The organism is Gemmiger formicilis (assembly GCF_016901605.1).
GTDB classification, from domain to species: domain Bacteria; phylum Bacillota; class Clostridia; order Oscillospirales; family Ruminococcaceae; genus Gemmiger; species Gemmiger formicilis_B.
Map to the genome: position 1 here is coordinate 1 of NZ_JACJKP010000734.1, position 224 is coordinate 224.

The following is a 224-nucleotide window of genomic DNA, read 5'->3' on the forward strand; positions in this document are numbered from 1 at the left end:
ACCTGCGCAACGTGATGGTGGGCTGGTGCGACGGAGCGGCCCTGTACGGCTATTGTATCCCGGACCCTGCGGTGGGCAATTCCACCGGGTATCGGATTTCCCTGGCGGATGGCACCGTCCCCCTCGATGCAATAGAGGCCCGCCGGGGCGGAACATTCCTCATACCGGCCGCGGCAGAAGGTCACCAGTTCCTCGTCGGTCAGGTCCTCCCACCCCTGGGGACG

1 protein-coding gene is annotated in these 224 nt (G+C 66.1%); it reads left to right on the forward strand.

Features of this window, described 5'->3' with window-relative positions:
* A partial coding sequence (locus tag H6B10_RS16660) for a hypothetical protein (RefSeq protein ID WP_204652485.1) occupies positions 1-224 on the forward strand: 224 nt, incomplete at both ends.